This is a genomic window from Blautia sp. An81, from assembly GCF_002161285.1.
GTDB lineage: Bacteria > Bacillota > Clostridia > Lachnospirales > Lachnospiraceae > Blautia > Blautia ornithocaccae.
Window position 1 is genome coordinate 32,986 of the sequence record NZ_NFHH01000013.1, and the last position, 20,071, is coordinate 53,056.

The following is a 20,071-nucleotide window of genomic DNA, read 5'->3' on the forward strand; positions in this document are numbered from 1 at the left end:
CATTATCCACATTTATCCCAGCAATTTTTTTCAACTTGCCTCTTTCCACCGTCGAAAAAAATCTTTGTTCTCTTTTCAAAAATTATATGCTATACTGAGGTTGATTCATTAGGAAGATATAAAATGTAAAGGATGTTAAACATGGGACAGTTTGAAGTTTACAACAGCTTTCCAGGGGATTTCACATTGATTTCCAACCGATTTCTGGAAGACTATATGCCTAAGGCCAATGGAGAATTTGTCAAAATATATCTCTACCTTCTGCGCTGCTGTCAGGGCGGAAGGGCAAAGATGGAGCTTTCCTCCATTGCAGATACTTTTAACTGTACGGAAACGGATATTTTGAGAGCGCTCCGCTATTGGAAGGAATCCAATATTCTGGATGTTTCCTTTGACCAGGACGGAAATGTGACCAGTGTCCGTTTTTCTGTCCCTGATTCAAAGCTGCCTGAGAAAAAAACGCCTTCCTCCCCTGCCGTATCCCGGAACAGGCTCCGGGCCCTCAGGGATCAGGAAGAGGTGCGGCAGCTTCTTTTTATTGCAGAACAGTATCTGGGAAGGATCCTTACCTCCACAGACACGGAGACGCTCCTTTACCTTTATGATGAAGTACATTTATCCGCCGAGCTTCTGGAATATCTTATCGAATATTGTGTCTCCAAAGGCAGCCCTTCCATGGCATATATAAAGAAAGTGGGACTGTCCTGGGCTCAGCAGAAGATCACTACCGTAAGCCAGGCCAAAGAAGAGACTAATTTATATAACAAGAATTATTTTACTATCCTGCGGGCATTCGGCATTACCAACAGGAATCCTCTGGATAAGGAAATCCAGTATATGAACCTCTGGCTGAACCAGTACGGGTTTACTATGGACATCATTACTGAGGCCTGCAGCCGTACTGTTCTGTCAACAGGAAAGGCCAGTTTTTCCTACGCAGACAGTATTCTGGAAAGCTGGTTCAAGAAAGGAGTCCATCATCTTTCAGATATCGACTCTCTGGATATGAATTTCCAGCAGAAAAAAGCAGAAAAAGCCAAGGCCAGGCCAAAGGCCCCTGCTGCCGGTTCCAAAAACAAATTCAACAATTTTCATCAGAGAAACTACAACATGGCAGAGCTTGAAAGGCAGCTTCTTGGAAAATAGATAAGAGGAGACTTACCGTGCCACTAAAAAATTTTCAATATGAAGCAATTATGCGTGACTACAACCAAAAACAGTTTTTACATAAACATGAGCAGGACGAACATATCCGTCTGGCAGAGGAGAAGATCCCCCGTCTGGGTGAAATCCGCCGGGAGATTGCTTCTCTAGGGCTAAAGAAGGCCCGTTTTGTACTGGGAGCAGGCCAGGAAGAAGACTTCGACCTGGAGGCAGCTATCGGCGTTCTGGCTGATGAGCGAAAGACCTTGCTTCTGAAGAACGGCTTTCCTGCTGATTATCTGGAACTTCACTATGACTGTCCCATCTGTAAGGACACTGGCTATATAGAGGGAGAAAAATGTGCCTGCTTCCGTAAAGCTGCCGTAGATCTTCTCTATACCCAGTCCAATATCCGGGATATCCTGGAAAGGGAAAATTTTGAGCATTTTTCTTTTCAGTACTACTCTTCTGAGTTTACAGATTCCTCAAACGGCCTGACTGCCCTGGACGCCGCCCATCAGGCTTATGATAAGTCCTGGGACTTCATCGACAGCTTTGGGGAAGAATTCAATAATCTTATGATATATGGAGATACTGGTGTGGGAAAGACTTACCTTACCCACTGTATCGCTAAAGAGCTTCTGGACCGCTCCTTTTTTGTCCTGTATTTCAGTGCTTTCGATCTTTTTGACCTGCTGTCGAAGAATACATTTCAAAAGGATGTCCAATCTGCAGATATGGCTTCTTTTATCTATGACTGTGATCTGCTCATCATTGATGACCTGGGTACAGAGCTCACCAACAGCTTTGTGTCTTCCCAGCTTTTCTGCTGCATCAATGAGCGTATCATGAATAAAAAGGCAACTATCATTTCCACAAACCTGACCATGGAGGATTTTCTGGATACTTACTCCGAAAGAATCTTTTCCCGTGTCTCCAGCAACTACACCATGATCAAGCTTATTGGAAATGACATCAGAATCCAAAAAAGACTTTTAGGAGGAAAATGAACATGGCACCAAAAATCACAACACCTTTAGACTCACTCCCTGTAGGCCGTCTGGGTATCATTCCCCTGAAGAGCTGTGAAAAGCTGGGCTCTAAGGTTAACGACTACATCGTGAAATGGCGGAAGGACCGTGACCACCAGGAGAAAAACAATCTCCAATTCGAAGGTTATGAGCGTCCTTCTTACCTGATCGATGCCCAGACTCCCCGTTTTGGCTCAGGAGAAGCCAAAGGTATCCTGGAGGAATCTGTCCGCGGTGACGACCTCTATCTCATGGTGGATGTCTGCAACTATTCCCTGACCTATTCTCTCTGCGGCCACACCAATCACATGTCTCCAGATGACCATTTTCAGGATCTGAAAAGGATCATTGCCGCTGTAGGAGGGAAAGCCAGGAGAGTCAACGTTATCATGCCTTTCCTGTATGAGAGCCGTCAGCACAAGAGAACCCGCCGTGAATCTCTGGACTGCGCTCTGGGCCTTCAGGAACTGATCAGTATGGGAGTTGACAACATCATCACCTTTGATGCTCATGATCCCCGGGTACAGAACTCCATTCCTCTTCATGGCTTCGAAACAGTACAGCCTGCTTATCAGTTTATTAAAGGCCTCTTTAAGGCAGAGCCTGATCTGAAGATAGACAGCGACAGTCTGATGATTATCAGCCCTGACGCAGGAGGAACCAGCCGGGCTATCTACCTGGCCAATGTGCTGGGCATCGACATGGGTATGTTCTACAAGCGCCGGGACTACTCTACTATCATAGACGGACGTAATCCTATCGTAGCTCATGAATTTCTGGGTTCTGATGTAGCCGGCAAGAATATGATCATCATCGACGATATGATCTCTTCCGGTGACAGCATGCTGGAAGTAGCACGTCTGCTGAAACAGAGAGGAGCCGCAAAAATCTTTATGTGCTCCACCTTTGGTCTCTTCACCAACGGACTGGAACGTTTTGATGCCGCATACAAAAACGGTGATTTTGACCGGGTTCTGACCACCAATCTGGTATATCAGACAGAAGAACTGCTTCAGAAGCCATATTATGTAAACTGCGATATGAGCAAATACATTGCCCTGATCATTGACACCCTGAATCATGATGCTTCTATCAGCAAGCTATTGAATCCTGTAGAAAGAATCAATAAACTTGTTGCTAAGCATAATAAAGAACTGAAAGAGGGCAAAAAGAAAAATTAAATCTTTTTTGGCTTTTCATTGTAATTTACAGACAATAGTTGTATAATATAGGAAACTAAAAGAATTCTTTCATAATAAAAGGAGGTGCCACTATTATGATGAACAAAATTATTTCCATCATCAATGTCTGTATTGCTCTTTTTGTGATTCTCTATGCAGCACATATTTATGCGGTCACCGCTAGCATCAGTCTTGTTACCGTGGTACTCCTGATTGCCGGTCTGGCTCCTGTACTGCATATGTCCTGGAATTATATTCGGATCAAAATCGAGGAATATCGCGGCAGACATTCTCACCGTTATATGAAAGGCTGAGATGATTCGTATTACCTGTAAATAACTTCAAATTCAAAAGGGCTGCCCCATGAAACATATATCCAAATTATCCTTGGCTTTTGTTTCATGGGGCAGCCTCTTTTCATGTCATGAATTGCTCCTTATTCCGGCACGTATCTGCAGATCCACCTGATGGAAAGGAATTCCAAGGCTCTCCAGGGCTTCTATTTCCCTTCTGGTACAGGTTAAAAGGATAACCTGAGCTCTGTTCTTATGGAGCCATTCTAATGCCTCACAGAGCCTTTTATCGTCGTACATGGCAAAGGTCTCGTCCAGGATCACCGGCAGCTCCTCCTCCCGGCACAGCAGTTCTCCTGCTGCCATACGAAGAGCAAAATAAACCTGTTCTGCAGTCCCCTGGCTTACCTGGTGGAGTCCTGCATACCTGTCTCCTGTATCCAGCCGTATCTGAAAGTTTTCATCAATGATCCCTCTCTGGTATCTGCCCTGGGTAAGTTCTCCAAAAATCTCCCAGGTCCGTTCTTTCAGAAAATTTCCTCTCCTGCTCTGAAGATTCCCCGCTGCCTTGGCCAGCATTTTCTCTGCCAGGGATATGCTCTGGACTTCTTTCTGGGCTTTCAGTATCTTTTCGTTGTCATTCTCCAGCTCTTCCAGTTCCTCCTGAAGATTATATAAAAGATTTCTCTTGTCCTGCAGCGCCTCCTTCCAGGTTATCTGCTGCCCTTTTTTCCGCTCATTTCTGATGGCCCTGTCCTGCTCTTTGCGGCTGCGTGCTGAGGCCTTCTCCCCTCTGTCCCGGAAATACCAGAAAAGAAATGCGCCTCCTAACAGGAAGATCAGAGCCGGTATCAGCCAGGATAGCTGAAAAAAGATGGCACCGGCGCATCCGGCCAGAAATCCAAGAAAAAACAATGCTGCAAAAACCAGTGGAAAAGAGGATTCCCTCCTGTCTTCTGCCGGTTTTTCTTCCTGTCTGTCCTGTCCAATGTCTCTGAAACTTTCTCTGCTTCTTTCCAGTTTTTCTTCCAGGTCTTCTATCTCCTCCCTGGTATACTGTATCCTGTCCAGAAGCTTTTCCCTTGCTCTTTCTTTTTTCTCTCTTGCTTTTTTTTCCTCTTTCTCCCATTCTTTCCGCCTGTCTTTCAGACGATCAAGAGCTGCTCCAGGGTCCAGGCGGAAGTCTCCTTCAGTCTGAAAGTTAGTCAGATATTCTCTCAGCTCCTCTGTCAGACCTTCCTCGGTCCTGGTTTTCAACTGGCCTATGGCTGCAGTATTTTCGTATATCCGCTGGGTAGCCCCTCCCAGAAGGATTTCCAGATCTCCTTCTTCCACAGACATCTTTTCTCCGTCTGTAACACAATAAAGCTCAGCCTCCTGAGAACGGCTTTCAAAATTTCTCTCCAGCCGAAAGTCTTTTTTCCCTGCCTCAAATAAAACACTGCCTTCATACCAGGATGGGTTCTCCCAGGGAAGACATCTGGTATAAGTGTCGGTCCGGGAAGCAACGCCTCTTTTTCTCCGGAGGCCAAAAAAGATTCCCTGGAAGAAGGTATAGAGAGTGCTCTTCCCGCTTTCATTCCCTCCGTAGACTATATTGATCCCCGGCTGAAATCTGAGTCTCTCATTATGGAATTTTCCAAAATTCTTCATGAAAACTTCTTTTATGATCACAGTATCTCCTCCCCAGTCTCCAGGAGTGCTCCGATTCCATATTCCAGAGCTTTCTCTGCCTCTTCATCCGGTTTCTCCCCAAAGCTTCTGATATACTCTTCCAGAAGGCTGCCTTTATATTTTCTGCACAGCTCCTCCAGGGACCATCCGGGCCTGGTCTGGTCTTCCACAGCCCGAATGTTCCCTAAGGAGTAAAGCTGGTTTAAATGAAATTCTGTATCAGGATCTCTTTTTCCCTCCAGAAGCACTGTATAAATGTGTTTTTCTCCCATTTTCTTTATTAATTCCTGGAGAAACTGGGTCAGTCTATACTGGGTAGTTTCCCTGGTCACAGGAATTCTCAGCTCCTTATACTCTCTTACTGCCCAGGGAACAAAGGCAGTCCTTACTTTCCCTTTTTTAATCTCACCTTTTACAAAGCCATGAACACCGGTATCATTTTTCTCTGTAGGCTCTAGAGAGCCAGGGTAGATGATCCGGTCCTCCAACAGGACCTGAGGCTTGTGTATATGTCCTAAAGCCACATAGTCAAATCCTCCTGCTATCAGCCTTTCTCTGGATATAGGAATATGTTTCTCATCTCCTCCGTGAGCCAGCAAAATCTCCACTGGCATTTCTCCTGACTTTTTCAGGGAGTCATAGAGGGGCTGACGGATTTCTCTGCTCTCATAGCTGCATCCTCTCACCCGCACTCCCATCTCCGGAAAATCCACATGCGAAAACTCCTGGCTCCACAAACCCCAGACGTTTTTTCCCCATGGGAACTTCCGGTAAGGGGAATCTTTCCTGAGATAATCATGATTTCCTGCAATGAGCACAATCTTTGTGTCTGGAATCGTGGAAAACATGGCATTTACTTCTTTTAATTCTCTGGCCAGGGGCTGTCTGTGGAACAAATCTCCTGCAATAAGAAGCAGGTCGACATGATCTCTGCCGGCCTGCTCTATCACTCTTCGGAAGCTGTCCCAGATTTCCCGGCTTCTGTCCTGGCTCCAGGGATAACCCTTATCAGGTTCTGCCCCCAGATGAACATCTGCTATATGGAAAAATCTCATAGTGCTCCTCTTATAATTCACAATTGTTTACAGTTCTTGGGAAAGGAATTACGTCACGGATGTTCTGCATACCGGTAAGGTACATAACACATCTCTCAAATCCCAGACCGAATCCTGAATGGCGGGTAGAGCCATACTTTCTCAGATCCAGGTAGAATCCGTAATCTTCTTCCTTCAGATCCAGTTCCTTCATACGCTGTTTCAGCTTCTCATAAGAGTCCTCTCTCTGACTTCCGCCGATGATCTCCCCGATTCCCGGAACCAGACAGTCCATAGCTGCTACAGTCTTTCCGTCCTCATTCTGTTTCATATAGAAAGCTTTGATCTCTTTTGGATAATCCGTAACAAATACCGGGCGTTTGAAAATCTGCTCTGTAAGGTATCTCTCATGCTCTGTCTGAAGGTCACATCCCCAGAAAACTTTGTAGTCAAACTTGTCATTTGCTTTTTCCAGGATCTCAACTGCCTCTGTATAAGTAACATGTCCAAACTCAGAATTCAGCACATGGTTCAGTCTGTCCAGAAGTCCTTTATCAATAAAGGAGTTAAAGAAGTTCATCTCTTCAGGTGCATTTTCCAGCACATAACGGATTATATACTTCAGCATGGCCTCAGCCATCTCCATATTGTCCTGGAGATCTGCAAAAGCCATCTCCGGCTCGATCATCCAGAATTCAGCGGCGTGGCGGGTAGTGTTTGAATTCTCTGCCCGGAATGTTGGTCCAAAAGTATAGATATTCCGGAAAGCCTGGGCAAAGGTTTCTCCGTTTAGCTGGCCGCTGACGGTCAGGTTTGTTGGTTTTTTAAAGAAGTCTTTTGAGAAATCAACCTCTCCCTCTTCTGTCTTGGGAATATTCTTCAGGTCCAGGGTAGTCACCTGGAACATTTCTCCTGCTCCTTCACAGTCACTGCCTGTGATCAGTGGGGTATGGACATATACAAATCCTCTCTCCTGGAAGAACTGGTGGATTGCAAAGGCTACCAGTGAGCGGACTCTGAATACTGCCTGAAAAGTATTGGTCCTTGGACGCAGATGAGAGATTGTTCTTAGATATTCCATGGTATGACGCTTTTTCTGAAGAGGATAATCCGCTGCAGAATCTCCTTCTACAGTTACCTCTGAGGCCTGGATCTCAAAAGGCTGTTTTGCCTCGGGTGTTGCTACCAGAGTTCCTTTTACCACAATGGCCGCGCCTACATTTAATTTGGAAACTTCCTGGAAGTTCTCCATCTGGTCATGGTATACGACCTGAAGAGTATCAAAGAAACTGCCGTCATGAAGTACGATAAAACCGAAGCTTTTTGAGCCTCTCACACTTCTGACCCAGCCTCCTACGGTAATCTCTTTATCCAGATATTCTTCTCTGTTTCTGTAAATCTCTTTTACTGTTGTCAGCTTCATTCCTCTATCTCCTTCTCTTACGGGTATTTCATTAGTATATCGCATTGTTCTGAACAGTTCAAGGCTAAACGGAAACTGTTACTGTATATCCTCCAGATAGCAGAGAAAAACGTTCCCATTAGCCTGGAAAGTATCGGTGCTGTCCTGCATTCCGAAGTAATAGGTCTCCTGAGTGGAGGGATTATATAATATGGTATTGTAATCATCATATCCAATGATAACAACCGCCTGACCATTCTCGCCTTTAGCGATTACCGGGCGCTGAGCGCTTACTTCATACAGGATCTGTTCCAAAGTACAGCCTGTCATATCTATTACTTTCCCCTGACCTTTCAAAGCCTCATTCAAAGCAGTCGCATCAAGGGATGCCTGGGCCACAGCTTCTGGAAGGTCCTGGGCAGAAATACTCGCTCTGTCTCCAGTATTTCCTGCTTCCCATATATACTGCTGGGCGGTATTCAGGACAATTCCGCTCTCTTCTTCAGCCTTAGCCACTGCCTGGGAAGCGCTGTCATAGATTCCTGAAAGCTCTCCTCCCCCATATACGTAATATTTGTCTTCGCTTTCAGAGGAAAGCTCCATATTCAAAGTCCTGTCCGGATTCTCTATGATTTTAGTATCTACTACCAGAGGCGGCTGTCCGGAGCTGTCTGCTGCAAACTGTATGGATGTCACATTTCCCTGGCGCACAGTCGTGGATGTGATAACGGAAAAAACCTCGTCCTGTTTGCTGCGGACATTATTCATGATCTGGTCTCCACTGGTCCCTGCAAAGCTGTCGCCCACTTTGGTAGCTCTGGACAATTCCAGAAGATTTTCCTGAATCGTTACATCAAGTACATAATAACCATCCTGATGATAACTTTTTACCAGCTCTCCATCAAAATTCTGGATCCTGACCTCTGTCATGGCAAAATCCGTTCCTCCTGAAGCATTGGTCACAATGTCGCTTTCATTTGCCACACCGTAGATCAGATCATTATTAATAAATCCAAAGAGCCGTATCCTGGTCCCCTGATCTGCCTGTATGGTCTTCTGTTCTCCTGTATTAAAATCTATGAAGGTAATAGATGTGGTGTTATAAGGGTCCATACCGTCCATCCAGGCTGCATACCGGCTGTTTTCCGATACGAAGAAGCAGTCATCCTCAATCTGTTCCTGAAGGACCTCGTAAGTCTTTTCCTCCATCTGGAATCTGTAAAGGTTTCCTTCTAATAGAAGATACAAATTTCCGTCTTCACTGACATAGGACAGTTTTTCCGCATCCTTCTGAAGGAATTCTCTGGATTGGAGGCTTCGCAGGAAAAATTCCTCTTCCATAGCATTCTGTTCTGCAGAATAATGGTATACGGAAGTTCCCACCTGGCCCTCATGCTGGCCTCTGTTCATGTAGCCATAAAGGATGAAATCTATATCTCCATTTTCACTTACCCGGACAATTTTGATATCATGTCGGTTGATATCATTTCTCTCATCATTGCTTCCTGTGTCGCGGAAGCTGAAGACTCTGGTCATCTTATTTGTTTCTATATTATAAGACCATAAATCTCCCTGCTGGACAAAAGCCAGGATAGTTCCTGTACTGTCAGACATATACTGAACATCTGTATCGGTTATCCCCAGGTTTATTTTTCCATTGCTCACAAGATTCTGCTCTGTGGTAAGCACCTGCTTTACATGGCGCTGGAAATCCAACAGGTAAACCCTGGTCTGGTTATAACTCATCCGGTAAAACTCGTCTACCTGATATTTTTCCACTTCTCCGTTTTCATTTTCTGCTGAAATATAATAAGTGAGGGAAATGCTTCCTGAGTTTTCACTGATGTCCTCTATAGTAGGGATTCCCGGTCTGCTGATCTGAGGATTCAGGTCGCCCCAGGTGATCATATCTACATCTGAGTGTATATCCAGACTCCGGAAACTGTTGCTGACAACAGAAGTATCCGGCTCCAGATAAGTAGTCAGGTCACCAGTGTCATCCTGAGCGAAGGTCTTGGTATAAAAACTATTTACAAACTCTACATACTGGGCCGTGCTGAGCCCTGCCCGCTGAAGAAGCCTTGTATAATAATTCCAGGTTCCGTCTTCGGTGCTTAAAGTAAAATTCAGAGCATATTCCTGGTTCATCAGAATGGGCTGGGACAGTGTAAATTCTGCTGTAAGCCTGCCATCTTCCTCCTCTGTGAAACTCCGTATCTTATTGTTTTCGATTACCTGTTCCCCGTCAGAGGTGCATACTTCATAGACAAGACTGTCGATTTCCCGGCCATTAGGGGTAATGCTCACCTTCAGACTTCTGTCCGTACCTACAGGAGTCAGCCCGTCCCTTACAAATCTTACATCCATGTCGTCTGCATAGGCGTACATACGGTTTACTTCTGTATCTTCGATCATCATGGCCATGCTTGGGCTGGATGCAGTTTCCATATCTGTCTTATTATCTGTAGACTGATAATTCATAAGACTGGAAAACCCTGCCACCCCGCATATAAAAATAACCAGTAAAATACCGGCTCTTATTAATTTTTTCTTCATTTACAGTCCTCTCCGTGTATATCTTCAAACAGCAGCTTCTTAAGGGTCGGTTCTACGTGGAAAGCCTGTATACAGTTTTCCCATTCCCTGGGCTGCTGTGGCTCTTCTTTTCTATTTTTATTTTTTACTGCCCGTATGAGCAGATTCTTAGGCGTATGCTCCATGGAAATAAATTCCAGGATCTGTACGTCGTAACCTGCACTTTTCAGCATCTGCGCCCGGAGTCCGTCTGTGAGAAGAGCCGCAAAGCGCTCTTTTAAAATCCCGTACTCCAGAATCGGCGCCAGGTCCTGGTTTGCCACCTGACGGTTCAATTCATGCTGACAGCAGGGCACAGACAGGATTACAGAGGCTCCCCATTTTACAGCTTTCGCCAGAGCAAAATCTGTAGCCGTATCACAGGCATGAAGGGTCACTACCATATCTACATGGTCAGTCCCTTCATAGGATGCAATATCTCCCTGTAAAAAACGCAGTTTATCATAGCCGTATTTATCTGCCAGTTTCTGGCACTTTTCAATTACGTCTGCCTTAAGGTCCAGTCCTGTGACCCGGATATTAAAGTGCTTCAGCTCTTTCAGATAATAATACATAGCAAAGGTCAGGTAGGACTTTCCGCAGCCAAAATCAATAATCTGGATTTCCCTGTCTCTGGGCAGCTTTGGAAGAATATCCTGTATAAATTCCAGATATCTGTTCAGCTGTTTAAACTTATCATATCTGGAATTTTTGATTTTTCCCTCTGGGGTCATTACCCCCAGGTCAATGAGCCAGGGAACAGGAACGCCTTCTTTCAGCAGATATTTTTTCGTTCTGTTATGAGAAAGCATAAGCGTAAAATCCTCTTTTGTTCCTCCCTTGACTTCTTTGGCCTTTATATCCATTTTTCCTTTTTTGCTCACCAGGACTCTGGCCTGGACATATCTGCCCTCCAACTGCATCTGACGGAAATTTTTCTCCATCTGTTCTGTAAGATAAGAATTCAATTCGTCCTTTTTATAGTTGTCGTGAATAGCCTTCGTTCCCTGGATGTAGGTAACCTGATACTGTACCTGACCCTTTACCGGTACCGGCCTCACCTGAAGCTTTGCCACTGGGCTTGAGCTTCTGGCATTACTCACCAGTATACGCTCAAGGTCTTCATTTACATATTTATCTAAAAATTCTCTGATATCTGTCATAATCTACCCCTGTATCTTATCTTTCCCCTGAAACTGCCGGCTTTCCTGCCTGCAGTCCATTTCTATTGTAAAAGCTTTAGGAAAAATCCGCAACCCCAAAACCAGGGGTTTTAGAAAAATAGCTATTTATTCTGCCTCCAGTGTACTGGCATAACCATTTTTCTTCGCTGTCTTCTCTTGCAGACTTCCTGACAGAATAAAACTCCCACAAAGTCTCCCAGCATTTCTCCTGTCCCTCTGTTTTCCATTCCTTGAAGCTCGCTGCAGCTTTCTGCCTGCCCACAGATCTGTCCGCAGATTCTTTCGATAGTATTCTTGTCAGGATATTCATCATAAATAAAACTACCCTCATAGTCCAGTCTGTCACAGGCATCTGTAACAAGTGCCTGAAGATATCCCGCACTGGGAGGGTAGTAAGATTCCATCAGTCTTCTGTCTGCCTCCTGGGCAGCAGCCTGCTCAAATCCTTTTTTATTTATTACAGCAGATTTGTAAAACCTCTTTTTTTCTTCCATAAATCCTGTCTCCGAAACAGAAATACTCTTTAACAGTATATTCTGCTTTGTACAGAAAGTTACCCTCTCTGTACGAAGAGCAAAGGCTCTTGTTCAGAGAGGGTATTCGTTTTATTTTTATTATTGCCGGCTGGATTTTTTATTCTCCGTTTATTGTGTCTGCCGGAAAAATTATTCCCTGCTGTCTGCGAACTTCATCCATCAGCTCCATCTCCATCCGGGGATTTCCAGATTTTCTGTTTTTCCGCTTCTATAATAAATAGTAATCTCCTGTGGGTCTGGAATCTCCCGGATCACCATGGTTCCTTCTTCCCCCTGGATCTGGCTGGGTACTCTGGAATCGGTGATCTTGGAGTAGAGAAGTTCTCCCTGAAACTCCGGATATTCCACCAGGATAGTTCCTGCCCCGTCAATGCCGTTGAAAAGTTTCAGACTGCTGCTGATCACTTTCTTCGGTTTTCCAAAAAGGCTTATCAGGGGATGTCAATTATTTACCTGTATGGTAAAGCTTTCGCCTATAGGTGTGCCGTCCTCAGGAAGGGACTCTCCTGGTTCTCCCAGAGGAATTACGCCCGGAGTAATGGCAATACTTTTGGTATCACTATCAATATTTCGATCTATAAGATAGACGTCCCCTGCTTCATGCTTAAACTTTACTTTCCGATATTTATCCGTCACTCCTGTTAAGTCTAAAATTCCGCTCCAGTCTTCGTTTGGATCCCAGCCCTCTGGCCTTTCTGTTTTCACATAGAGCTTTCTGCCCCCTTCGTTCTCAGCATATTTATAAATGTGAATGATCCTTCCATCAGGCATTGTATAGGTTTCATCTAATTCTTGTTCCCTGGTTGTATTTTTCAAGTTCCGTTTCTGTAAATTCAGATGAAATCTCCACTCTTCCGTATCCGGATAATATCTTTCTTTTAAAATCAGTTCCGCCTCTTCCACCTCGGACAGGTCACAGCCATAATCTCCTGTATAAATAGAAAAGGTATTATCAATAGCGTTTGTATTAAACCGCAGACTATAAGAATTAATCCATCCCTCTCCTACAATCTCTCCGTCTACCAAAAGCTGGGCGTCTAAAGAATATTTCGTACTGTCCGTCCTTTTTTCCATATCCTCATCGAGATATCCTGCTGCCTCGAAATTTTCTATAGTCAGGTCCCGATCCTTATAAGAAATCTGAAGCAAATCCTCATCTGCGATCATATCTACGATAGTTACTTCTCTCCCGTTAGCCGTATCTTTTCCGTAAACTTCCTGAACATAGTCATTCTCCCTAGGCGTCCCAATAATCCAAATAGCAATGCTCCGATAGCTGTCCTCTACAACCTTTCTCGCCTTTGCCATCACTTCAGAATCTGACATTGTGAAAAACAGCCCTGCGGCGATTCCCAGACAGCCTGCGCTGACAGCTACTTTTCTTCCCGTTTTCACCGGCTTTTTGATCTCTTTTCTCAGCTTTTTCTTCCACTTCTGCTTTTCCAGATCATTCATAACTTCCAGATCTTTTTCTTCTTCCATATTAAAATCGTTGAATACTTCATATAAATCTCTCATAATCAGCGCCTCCTTTCTCCTGGCCTATTCGTGGGAAGTGTCTGCGGATCTTCTTTTTTCCTCTGGAGATCCGGTTGTAAAGGTTTTCCCTTTTAATCCCGTTTTTCCGGGCTACTTCATCCGGCTCCATTTCCTCTATGAAAAGCTGGCGGAAGAGAAAACGGTCCTCTTCTTTCAGGCAGGACAGGAAATCCTCGGTTTCATCGGAAAGCTCTTCCACAAGTTGGGAAAGCTCCCGGCTCTCCTCTCCCGGCTCCTGGATTTCCTCCAGTCCTGCCGCCTGCTGCCGGTTCAGATATTTCCGCTTATAGGTAAGGGCTTTATACCTGGTCACTCCGGCCACCCACTTCTCAAAGCTTCCTTTTTCTGGATCATAGGATCGGCTGTGCTGCCAGACTGCCAGAAACACATCATTGATACATTCTTCCTGATAATCTGTCAGCCCCCGCAAATGCCGTTTCACAATGGTCTTTATCAATCCGCCGTACACGTCTACCACATACTCCAGAGCTTTCTCATTTTTTCTGGATAATTCCTGGAGAAAATTATCCTGATCTACTTTTCTCATGCCGCCTCACCCCTCTTTCGGAAGCTTCCTTCTATTTAATACTTCGCTGTACATATTCTAAATCTATCAGAATCTCCAAAATTTTTCTCCTCTGATCCTGCCTTCTGTCTCGATTTTCTTTACAGATGCACAAATCTGCAAAAAACATGCTACAATATGTTCAACTGTTTAAACAGAAAGGAGCATTACATTGAAAAACACACGGGAAGATATCCAGAGACTTGAAAAAGAACTCCGGGCCTGTCAGAAGATCCTCACTGCCATCGGAGATGAAACCAGACAGCATCTCCTCTGTATCATGCTCCAGGGAGAGTGCAGTGGAAGCCGGGTCATTGAATTTGCCGAAAAAACCAATCTTTCCCGTCCTGCAGTATCCCATCATATGCAGATACTGAAAGACGCCGGGATCGTAAAAAGCAGGAAAGAAAGCACCTGCGTCTATTATTATCTGGATCCGGAGGCCAGTGAGATCAATAATCTGATCGCCCTTTTCACAGATATCAAAAAATGTATGGAAAAGGCTCCTGACAGAAAGGGCGACGACTTCCCAGACCTTTAACAGGCTCAGTGTGCAAAGAATCAAATGGACATGCAGACATGTCCGCCTGGCTATTTGCTCGCAGGAATAAAAACATAAAAAGGAGACATGAAAAATGGATTTATTACAGGCAATGAAAGAACGGCATTCTGTCCGTTCTTATGACGAAAAATCAATAGAAGCCGGGACTGTGGAAAAGCTCCGGTCCTTTATCAAAGAATGCAATAAAGAAAGCGGCCTTCATATGCAGCTTGTCCTGGATGAACCCCATGCTTTTGAGGGTTTTATGGCCCATTACGGAAAATTTTCCGGCGTCAGAAACTACATTGCTCTTATTAGCCGGAAAGGAAATGATCTGGAAGAAAAGCTCTGTCTGGTGATCGCCATAGGATACGGTCAGACCCAGGGCGTCTCTCACAATTCAAAGCCCAGAGAAAAAGTAATGAATGCAGAGGCAGCGCCCCAGGACTGGTTCCTGCGAGGCATTGACGCTACTCTTCTGGCTCCTACCGCCATGAATCAGCAGAAATTCACATTTACCTGTAAAGGAAATCTGGTTTCAGCCAAAGCCGGTCTGGGATTCTACAGCAAAACAGATCTGGGGATCGTCAAGTATCATTTTGAACTGGGGGCAGGAAGGGAAAATTTTCGCTGGGTGTAATCTGCACCCAGCGTTTTTCTGCCTTATTTCTTAACCATACATTCCTTCCTATAAAAAGCCACTCCATACTTCAGGATCTGGCTATATCCCTCCTGCCGGAGAGCCTCCTCATATTTCTGTTCTTCAATCTGTCTCAGGGCCTCCTGACATTTTGCTTCAAGTCCCTGATAGGTTTTTGAAACTTTAATCTCCAGGATCACAGCCTTTCCTCTCACACTGGGATATTTCAGCAAAATATCCGGTCTGCCATTTCCCGACTCCCTGTTAGACAATACAATATAATTTCCGATATTCTTCAGCATTCCTGCCAGGAACCCACGGTAATAACTTTCCTGATAGTCGTAAAAGCTGATGGTCTCCATAAGATTTTCTGAGAGGATTTTTCCCATCTTTTCCGTATCTCCGCAGAGGATACTCTCATAAAGAGGAGACAATTCCTTCTGCTCTACTTTCTTTTCAAACCAGCGGAGCACCGTGTTTTTATAGATATACCGGACTTCCCGGTTTGGAATGGCCATTTCCATATAAATAGTTTCTTCCTCCTGGTGTTCCTGAATCTTTTTCAGATAACCGGTAAAGAACAGGAAGTTCCATAAATTATCCTGGGTAGAATCCATATCCTCATAAGTAATATCCTCATGGATGGGTTTTATGATTGTCTTTCCTTCTATCAGATCCTCTATTTCCTGTTTTACAGAAAAATCCGCTTTCTCCACAAGTGTACGGACAATATTATTGGAACTGGCGTTGGACCAGTAGGGCTTTGGCAGGCTATTTTTATTTAGTCGGCAGGAATCCACATAATTGATCACGCTCCAGGGGTTATAAACTTCTGCATTGCCAAACTGATATCCTTCATACCACTGGCGGACTGTCTCATAATCTTCTGTTAACCCGTAAAAATCCAGCATCCTTCTTACTTCTTCCGGGGTAAAGCCAAAGTATTCCCCGCAGGCCTGGGAGGTGACAGACATGATTTTCAGGTTATTGAGTCCTGTAAATATAGATTCCCTGCTGATTCGCAGACAGCCGGTGACCACAGCAAACTCCAGGCTTTCATTTGTCTTCAGGGCAGATTCAAAAAGGGAACGTATGGTATCGGTCATCCTGTCATAAAAACCGCTGAAATAGGCATTTTCTAATGGCACATCATATTCATCAATTAAAATGACGGTCTTTCTCCCCGTACATCTGCAAAGGCATTCCGAAAGGAACTTTAACGCATCTGCGTAGTCTGCTTCTGTTCCCTCCAGATCCCGCAGCCTCAGATACCTCTTCTGATCTGCATCGGTAAGTCTGCCGCTGTCTGAGACCAACTGCCAATGGCGCTGAAATTCCCCTTTTAAGGCTTTTTTCAGCATTTCAAAAGCCAGTTCATAGGAAGGCTGCTTCATAGACTTTAGGGAAATCATAATAACCGGATATTTACCCATATGATCCAGATATTTTTCTCCGGCGTCCATAATATTCAAGCCCTGGAATATCCGTGAAACATTTTCTGGATTTCCCTCAAAAAAATATCTCAGCATACCCATATTCAGAGTTTTTCCAAAACGGCGGGGACGTGTGAAAAGGTTTACTTCTCCTTTCATGTCCAATAGTTCCTTGATAAAAAGTGTTTTATCTACATAAAAGTAATCCCCTGTTACTATTTTTTCAAAATCATCAATTCCCACCGGCAATGGTTTCCATTCCATAGAAAACGCCTCCCTTACCTATTCTCTGAAGTTTTCCTCCAGCCATTTTGCAACACTGTCTGAGTCATTATTTCCGATAATTCCCGTTGCCAGCTTTTTAAGACTATCAACTGCATTTTCTACCGCATAACATTGATCAGAAATCTGGAACATAGGAATATCGTTGACAGAGTCTCCAAATGATATTACCTTATCGCAATGCCACAATTCTTTCAGTTTTAAAATCCCATTATACTTTGTTGCCTTTCTAGGCATAATCTCCAGCCAATATTCGGGACGATACAATTCTTGTTGAAATGTACAGGTATATCTTTCATCCCCGGCAAAGATATCATAAAGGGGCTTTAGCTCTTCTTCTTCCCCAATACAGGTATAATAAAAGGCCTCACCTTCATAAAGCTTTTTTTCATTCTCAACAGGGCGAAGTCTTTTATCTCCTTGTCTGTTGCCAAAATATCTCTTTTTTCCTTCGTTTATCTGCAAGAGATTCCAAGATACGCGCTCTCTGCCTTTAATAAACGAATACACAACCGGCCTCACTCCATATCCAGACAATTTTCTTTCCACATAGGAACGTTCTTCTTTTGTAAAACTTTCTGACGCAAGAATATTCCCGGTTGCCGGTTCCATAATATATGCCCCGTTATACACAATTACAGGAATTTTAGGATTCAGGCCTTTTGCGGCCACCGATGCAGAACTTAAAGACCGTGCCGTAGCATAGGTAAACAGCATCCCTTTCTCTACTAAACCATTGATGGTCTTTATGGTGTATGGGCTGAGGCTGGCACTGGTATTCAGCAATGTGCCATCCAGATCTGATACGTAAAGAATTCCCATAGTTTATCCCTCCCTGACGTAGTTTCATTTTACTACGTCGGGAAGAGAGGCGCAAGACGATTCCCTGGCCTTTACCTACTGCAGTAATCATTACCTGTTTTTGTTTTTCTCACTGCAAATACCGCGATCAGTAAAAGAACGAAAGCCCCGGCTGCCATGCACAGGAAAGATATATTCATACCGTGGATTAAAGCCCTGTCTCCATAAGCTGCTTCAGAAGCCGCACTCACTGCCGTCATGATTCCCACAAACAGAGCAGAACCCACAGAACCTGCAATGGTACGGAAAGAAGTCAGCAGTGAGGAAGCGTCTGCCACTTTACGGAAGTCCACGTTACTGGTTCCCCAGGTCAGCAGAGGCATCATCAGACAGCCTATGGAGATATTCCTTATAACATTCAAAACTGCTGCGATCCAGAGAGGGGTCTCCAGGCTCAGGAAGAACATGCCCAGATTGCTGATCAGCAGCACCGCAGAACCAAGGACAAAAATCTTTTTGATCCCCATCTTGTCGTAAATCTTACCTGCAAAGGGGCTGACAATAGCTGTAGCCGCAGATCCCGGCAGGGTAACCAGACCGGACACCACTGCGGAATAGCCCATAACACTCTGGACATACAGGGGCATCATGACCGAGGATCCCATCATGACCAGATAGAGGACCATACTGGCGATGACGCTTACCGCATAGTTTTTATTGCTGAGGATCTTCACATCCAGGAAAGGAGTGTCCAGACCCCGCTGGCGGGCGACAAAGAAGAAGCACACCAGAATTCCGATCAGCAGAGGCGCCCCTGCCTGAACACTGATCAGACCGTAAGTGGTAATATTTCCAAGACCCAGGGTTATGCCCCCGAATGCAAAGATACTTTCCACAAAGGAAAGAACATCGAACTTCTTATCCTGGAGTTCCAGTACATTTTCAAACACTGCTGCCGATAATACAAAGGATACTGCCATGATCACCAGGACCACATAAAAAATAGATTTCCACCCAAAAGCATCGATCAGCAGTCCCGCAACAGTTGGGGCAATGATAGGCGCCGCTGTTGTAGCCAGGCCGTAAGTTCCCATCATGGTACCCTTTTTCTCAATGGGATAAACCGTAAGGATCACCACCTGAGCTGCCGCCATAAGGATTCCGTTTCCGCAGGCCTGAAGAACCCTTCCCACCATCATGATCCCGAAATTACCGGAAAAGATGCTGAGAAGCAGTCCCAGGATAAAAATCCCGATACCGGATAAATACAATCTTTTCGTAGGAAACCTGGTGATGAGAAAAGCCGTGAGAGGCATGATCATTCCCATAGCCAGAGAATATCCGCTGGTAACCCACTGTCCCAGGGAGGTATTGACCCCAAAATATTCTACCAGATTCGGCAGTGCTGTAGTCATAGCTGTTGATAAGGTAGAAGAGGCGATTCCTGAAACTACCAGACAGATAAATATCATTGTCCTCTTCCCGCCGGATATTTCCACACTTTCTTTATTTTCCATGATGTTCCTCCATTCTGTGCCATACTTTCTTGTTAATGTTGTCTGCTATGCGGTGCAGGGTGTTTTCTGTTACATTCAGATCCTCTCCGGAAATCCCCGCCTGGAGATCCTCGAAAAAAGCGCCGTGTATTTTTTTGATCTGTTCTGCCGCCGGAAGAGCTTTCTCTGTCAGATACAGATGTTTCATCCGCCGGTCTCTTTCGTCTCCCGCCACACGGATATATCCTACTTCTGTCAGTTTCTTTATGGTCTTGGTCAGCGTTCCTTTATCCACACGGATACACTGGGCCATTTCCTGAGGAGTGGCTCCTGGATGATCGTAGATATACTCCACATAAAACTGCTGTCCCCAGCCGATCTCATAATCCGACAGCCCCCGGTCATAATACATTTTCATAAGCCTGTCTAAAATAGAAACATATCGTCCTAAATCTGAAAAATGGTCATACATACTGTTTTATCCTCCTTTCGCAGATAAAATTTCAATGTTTTACACTATAGCATATTTTAGTAGCGCAGGCAACTACTACCTCCCAGGGTTCAAATTCTCCTTCCCAGGCGGTACATTCCAGACTCTTTCTACCCCTCAGATTCCATTTTTCCCTTCCTGGGCCACAGTCCCATGGCTATTTCTACCTCTCAGATTCAAATTTCCCCTTCCTGGGCCGCAGTCTCATGGCTCTTTCTACCCCTCAAATTCA

Annotated in this window: 19 protein-coding genes; 6 read left to right on the top strand and 13 right to left on the bottom strand. The window is 44.7% G+C overall.

What is annotated here, in order from left to right:
* Window positions 1–141 precede the first annotated feature (141 nt).
* The 4 genes from B5G33_RS12115 to B5G33_RS12130 all read left to right on the top strand — a co-directional run bounded on the left by B5G33_RS12115 (window position 142) and on the right by B5G33_RS12130 (window position 3,669).
* Window positions 142–1,146: a DnaD domain protein gene (locus B5G33_RS12115; protein WP_087417828.1), complete on the top strand. Its 1,005-nt coding sequence runs from the start codon at window positions 142–144 to the stop codon at window positions 1,144–1,146.
* A gap of 17 nt (window positions 1,147–1,163) precedes the next feature.
* Window positions 1,164–2,153: an ATP-binding protein gene (locus tag B5G33_RS12120; protein ID WP_087272628.1), complete on the top strand. Its 990-nt coding sequence runs from the start codon at window positions 1,164–1,166 to the stop codon at window positions 2,151–2,153.
* A gap of 2 nt (window positions 2,154–2,155) precedes the next feature.
* Window positions 2,156–3,355 carry a ribose-phosphate pyrophosphokinase gene (locus B5G33_RS12125; RefSeq protein ID WP_087272623.1) on the top strand — a complete coding sequence of 400 codons (1,200 nt, stop codon included), beginning with the start codon at window positions 2,156–2,158 and terminating at the stop codon, window positions 3,353–3,355.
* A gap of 95 nt (window positions 3,356–3,450) precedes the next feature.
* Window positions 3,451–3,669 (top strand): intracellular septation protein, encoded by a 219-nt coding sequence (locus tag B5G33_RS12130; protein ID WP_087272620.1) that lies wholly within the window; start codon window positions 3,451–3,453, stop codon window positions 3,667–3,669.
* A gap of 108 nt (window positions 3,670–3,777) precedes the next feature.
* Here B5G33_RS12130 and B5G33_RS12135 read toward each other — a convergent pair whose 3' ends face one another.
* From B5G33_RS12135 to B5G33_RS12175, 9 genes are all read right to left on the bottom strand, one after another.
* Window positions 3,778–5,322 carry an ATP-binding protein gene (locus tag B5G33_RS12135; protein ID WP_087417829.1) on the bottom strand — a complete coding sequence of 515 codons (1,545 nt, stop codon included), beginning with the start codon at window positions 5,320–5,322 and terminating at the stop codon, window positions 3,778–3,780.
* Entirely contained in the window at window positions 5,319–6,377 is a 1,059-nt protein-coding gene (locus tag B5G33_RS12140; protein WP_087272616.1) for a metallophosphoesterase family protein, read from the bottom strand. The genes B5G33_RS12135 and B5G33_RS12140 overlap by 4 nt, the downstream gene beginning before the upstream one ends.
* A gap of 10 nt (window positions 6,378–6,387) precedes the next feature.
* Window positions 6,388–7,779 (bottom strand): asparagine--tRNA ligase, encoded by a 1,392-nt coding sequence (gene asnS / locus B5G33_RS12145; RefSeq protein WP_087272613.1) that lies wholly within the window; start codon window positions 7,777–7,779, stop codon window positions 6,388–6,390.
* Window positions 7,780–7,857: 78 nt separating this feature from the next.
* A complete protein-coding gene (locus B5G33_RS12150) occupies window positions 7,858–10,314 on the bottom strand; it encodes a hypothetical protein (RefSeq protein ID WP_087417830.1) in 2,457 nt (818 codons plus the stop codon).
* Entirely contained in the window at window positions 10,311–11,495 is a 1,185-nt protein-coding gene (locus B5G33_RS12155) for a class I SAM-dependent methyltransferase (RefSeq protein WP_087417831.1), read from the bottom strand. Before B5G33_RS12155 ends, B5G33_RS12150 begins: the two co-directional genes overlap by 4 nt.
* A gap of 122 nt (window positions 11,496–11,617) precedes the next feature.
* Window positions 11,618–12,010: a hypothetical protein gene (locus B5G33_RS12160; protein WP_087272604.1), complete on the bottom strand. Its 393-nt coding sequence runs from the start codon at window positions 12,008–12,010 to the stop codon at window positions 11,618–11,620.
* A 201-nt stretch (window positions 12,011–12,211) separates the two neighbouring features.
* The gene (locus B5G33_RS12165; protein ID WP_087417832.1) at window positions 12,212–12,457 is read right to left on the bottom strand and encodes a hypothetical protein; all 246 of its coding nucleotides are present in this window, start codon (window positions 12,455–12,457) and stop codon (window positions 12,212–12,214) included.
* 36 nt (window positions 12,458–12,493) lie between these two features.
* Window positions 12,494–13,570, bottom strand: coding sequence for a DUF4179 domain-containing protein (locus B5G33_RS12170; RefSeq protein ID WP_087417833.1), 1,077 nt, complete (start codon window positions 13,568–13,570; stop codon window positions 12,494–12,496).
* Window positions 13,554–14,138, bottom strand: coding sequence for a sigma-70 family RNA polymerase sigma factor (locus B5G33_RS12175; protein WP_087272595.1), 585 nt, complete (start codon window positions 14,136–14,138; stop codon window positions 13,554–13,556). Before B5G33_RS12175 ends, B5G33_RS12170 begins: the two co-directional genes overlap by 17 nt.
* A 190-nt stretch (window positions 14,139–14,328) precedes the next feature.
* Between B5G33_RS12175 and B5G33_RS12180 the strand changes: the two genes are divergently transcribed.
* Window positions 14,329–14,697, top strand: a complete 369-nt coding sequence (locus B5G33_RS12180) for an ArsR/SmtB family transcription factor (protein ID WP_087272593.1) — start codon at window positions 14,329–14,331, stop codon at window positions 14,695–14,697.
* Between the two features lie 94 nt (window positions 14,698–14,791).
* Complete coding sequence (locus B5G33_RS12185; RefSeq protein WP_087417834.1) at window positions 14,792–15,337, top strand: nitroreductase family protein; 546 nt, start codon at window positions 14,792–14,794, stop codon at window positions 15,335–15,337.
* A 23-nt stretch (window positions 15,338–15,360) separates the two neighbouring features.
* On the opposite strand, the gene B5G33_RS12190 is transcribed toward B5G33_RS12185, so the two are convergent.
* The 4 genes from B5G33_RS12190 to B5G33_RS12205 form a co-directional block, all read right to left on the bottom strand.
* Complete coding sequence (locus B5G33_RS12190; protein WP_087417835.1) at window positions 15,361–17,034, bottom strand: AAA family ATPase; 1,674 nt, start codon at window positions 17,032–17,034, stop codon at window positions 15,361–15,363.
* An 18-nt stretch (window positions 17,035–17,052) separates the two neighbouring features.
* Complete coding sequence (locus B5G33_RS12195) at window positions 17,053–17,874, bottom strand: HAD family hydrolase (protein ID WP_087417836.1); 822 nt, start codon at window positions 17,872–17,874, stop codon at window positions 17,053–17,055.
* 71 nt (window positions 17,875–17,945) lie between these two features.
* Window positions 17,946–19,370 (bottom strand): MDR family MFS transporter, encoded by a 1,425-nt coding sequence (locus B5G33_RS12200; protein ID WP_242974691.1) that lies wholly within the window; start codon window positions 19,368–19,370, stop codon window positions 17,946–17,948.
* Window positions 19,360–19,821, bottom strand: coding sequence for a MarR family winged helix-turn-helix transcriptional regulator (locus B5G33_RS12205; protein ID WP_087272580.1), 462 nt, complete (start codon window positions 19,819–19,821; stop codon window positions 19,360–19,362). Before B5G33_RS12205 ends, B5G33_RS12200 begins: the two co-directional genes overlap by 11 nt.
* Window positions 19,822–20,071: the final 250 nt, after the last annotated feature.